1 protein-coding gene is annotated in these 3301 nt (G+C 62.7%); it reads left to right on the forward strand.

Annotated features, from left to right (window positions below; all coding sequences use genetic code 11):
• Positions 1 to 3301, forward strand: a 3301-nt coding sequence (locus JZ791_RS43770; RefSeq protein ID WP_216903831.1) for a hypothetical protein, incomplete at both ends; no start/stop codon positions are given.

Here is a 3301-nt window from a genome sequence, read left to right on the forward strand (position 1 = left end):
GCCCCACCAAAACGCCTCCGACCACGCCCCCTCGGACGACAAGACCCCCACCGACGAGGTGCACACCCCGACACCGCAGAACCACTCCGCCGAGACCACCGACCAGACTCGCCCAACACAACCGCCCCAACAAACTCCGCAGCCGCCTACCACCGAAGCGCACACCCAGTCGGAGGACCACTCCAATGAAGCCACCGACAAGACACGCTCACCGGCGCTCACCCAGCAGAACCTGCAACGAGACCAGCAGACACGCACCGAGGAAACTCAACAGACCACAGACGCCCTCGACCACGAAACCCCGGACGAGGAAACGTCGACCGACGAGGTGCCCACTTCGAGACCGCAAGATCGCTCCGCCGAAACCTCCGACCAGATTCGTCCAACGTCACCAACTCAGCAGAGCCAGCAGCCCCGCTCGACCGACCTCGAGGAAACCGAGCAGCTCACGCCCTCCGGCCACGAAACCCCGACCGAGAACACCCGGGCCGACGAGGTGCACACCCCCAAACCGATCGACCGCACGCCCGAAACCCCCGACCAGACTCGCCCAACGTCACCACCCCAGCAAGACCAGCAGACGCACACCGACGAAACTCAACCGGTCACATCGAGCAACATAATCGAACAGTCCCCCACCGACATCCTCGGCAACGAAACCTTGGATGAGGAAGCACCGGCCGACGAGGTACGCACCCCGGCATCGGACGACCACTCCGCCAAGTCCGTCGACCGGGCCCCATCGTCACAGCTGCCCACCGGCGATATCGAAAAAGCCCCGCAGGACGAGCGCCCCCGGACTCCGCCCACCCCGACGCGCCCAGCAGATACTTCACTGCTCGACGGTCGGGAAGACTACGTAATGGGCCACCTGTTCGATGACCCGTCTCCCTCGCCGCTCGACAGCAAGGAGGACAACGTACTGGGCGACTTGTTCGATGAGCCGCCGCACGTCTCACTGCTGGACAACCAAGAAGACTATGTGCTCAACGGCCTTTTCGATGGGCCAAGGCACACCACGTCGCCGGTCGACGCCGAGGATGACGACACCTACTACGGGCTGGATCTGGCCAGATCGCTAACGGTCGATCGCCCACACGACCTGAGCCCTCTGATGCGGACCTTCGGCAACCAACGCACCGGTCCGAAGAATCCGGTCTACTACGACCCGATCCACGAGGATACGGTCAAGTGGCTCCGGCGGCACGTCATTCGAGCCGTGGAGGAAAAACGCGGCAAGGGCAAGAAACCCGAGTCATCGGTCGATGAGGAACTGGCCGCCGCGGTCGAGAAGGAGCTGACCGCCGAGCTGTTGTCCACCAAGCGGGGACGGCTGCTGACCACGTCGGGAATGCCGTTGAAAGTGGTGTACAAGGGCAAGACATATCGGATCTTCCTGCGTCTCGCATTGCGTGCCCTCGGCCCACCGGAGGAGCGGGCGCCATCGGGCGAACCGAAGGTGACTCGCATTCAGCGTTTCAGTACCGAATCCTCCAGGAGCGGCAACAGATCCAGCAACACCACCGTACGGTCCTCATCGTTCGCGCAGTCCAATGAATTGCCGTATGAGAATGGTCCACTACACGCGGCGTATACGAACTGGCAGTTCGACGCCAAGCTCAACGAGCTGAACTCCGGCACCCATGTTTCCGAGACGGTCCAGACGACCTCCAAACTGCGCAGCCAGGGCGACCACGAGCCTTACGATCTCGCGGCGACATGGGAGCTGCGCCAGGGTGATGCCGCCGATCTCCTGTCGCCGCAACGGCTGACCACGGGCTGGAAGGCCATCAGCGAAGCGACGCCGAACCACATGCGGGCATTTTTCCCGGAATTCATGACGAACGGCAAGACGCCCACGGCCGACCCGAACGACCTCGCGACGGTCCCGACTCCACTGAGCCTGCTGCGAGACACCCTCTACGCGCCGCTCGACATCCCCGATGTCGACCAGATCCACGCGGACGTCATCGCCGCGTTCGAACCATATTTCTCCCGACTCTCCGATATTTCCGCCGAAAGCCTGTGGGAATTCTTCGATCCCGATAATTTCCTCGATCTCGTCCCGAAGATGTGGGACGGTACCGAGGATTCGCCGACCCTGTATACGAGAAACGGTCACGAGATCGGTTATCTACAGTTCACCATGAAAATGCATGGGGGCAACCGGATCACCGGGCCGACCGCGAAGAAAATGCGAATCGAGCTCTACACGATACGGCAGCTGAACGTACAGGGGGTTTCGACGATCTCGAATTCCGTCGGCTTCCTCCTGGCGCCGATGACGATCTGGGGGCAGGGCGAGAGTTCGACCAGCGTGTTCGCGCCCATGGACGTCCGAATCACCGGCCCACGAGTGGGGGTGACCAACCAGTTCCGGCACCACCAGAATCACAGCAGCCGCGGCGTCACCGCACGGACCCTGCGGCATGAGGGAGATCTGCTGCATGTCACGCCCACCGGAACCATCCACGTCACCCTGATACTCGCCGATGGCCCCCCGGTCGCCCCCGATCCCACGTCAGCGCTGCACGGCGGCAAGGGATATCCGATCAACATGCTCGTCCCGTCGGTGAAATCCTTCGGCCACGCACCCACCGAAGCCCGGTATCCGACGGCGAAGCTGCTGCATCTGGAACTGCTCGGACTGACCACCACACCGCTCAGCGTCGAAGGCACCGAGCCGCTGTTCGACTGGCTCGAGAAATACCTGGCTGCCCGCGGCCTGCTGAAAATCCTGGAAAACCGGCAGAAGCTCGATCAGATGAGAGGCCGGAGGGGCCTGAATTCGGCACTGGACGAGGCGATCCAGGGCGGAACCCCTCGGTGGTTCGAACTGTCCGGCACGACCGATACTCGACGCATTTCCGTCAGACTGGTCACGGAACGACGATACATCGCGGTGAATCCGTACGACGACGTCACCCACGACTGGACGCTTCCGGGCTTTCCGACCATGAATTACGCCGGCTCCGGCGCAACCAGCGGCGAGGAATACTCGAACGAGCCGCTGGCGACGAACATCAGTCTCAATGCCCAGCTCAACAATCCGGGCAGCAGCACGAAAAGAGAAGCGGGCCGCATCGCCATGGCGTACACGCGCGCCACCGGCCGGGACTTCAACCGGAATTACGGCTGGAACTCGGTCGAGAACCGATATGCCCACACCCCCAAGAAAGAAGGGACGCAGCTCTTCTCCTACCCCGTCGTCCACCGGTTGGAGGTCACCGACAGTCACGAGACCGATCCCACGCCCGACGCCAACAACGGCACCGTCCGATTGGCCATACCCACCCACCTC

The organism is Nocardia alni (assembly GCF_019038435.1).
Taxonomy (GTDB): Bacteria; Actinomycetota; Actinomycetes; order Mycobacteriales; family Mycobacteriaceae; genus Nocardia; species Nocardia alni.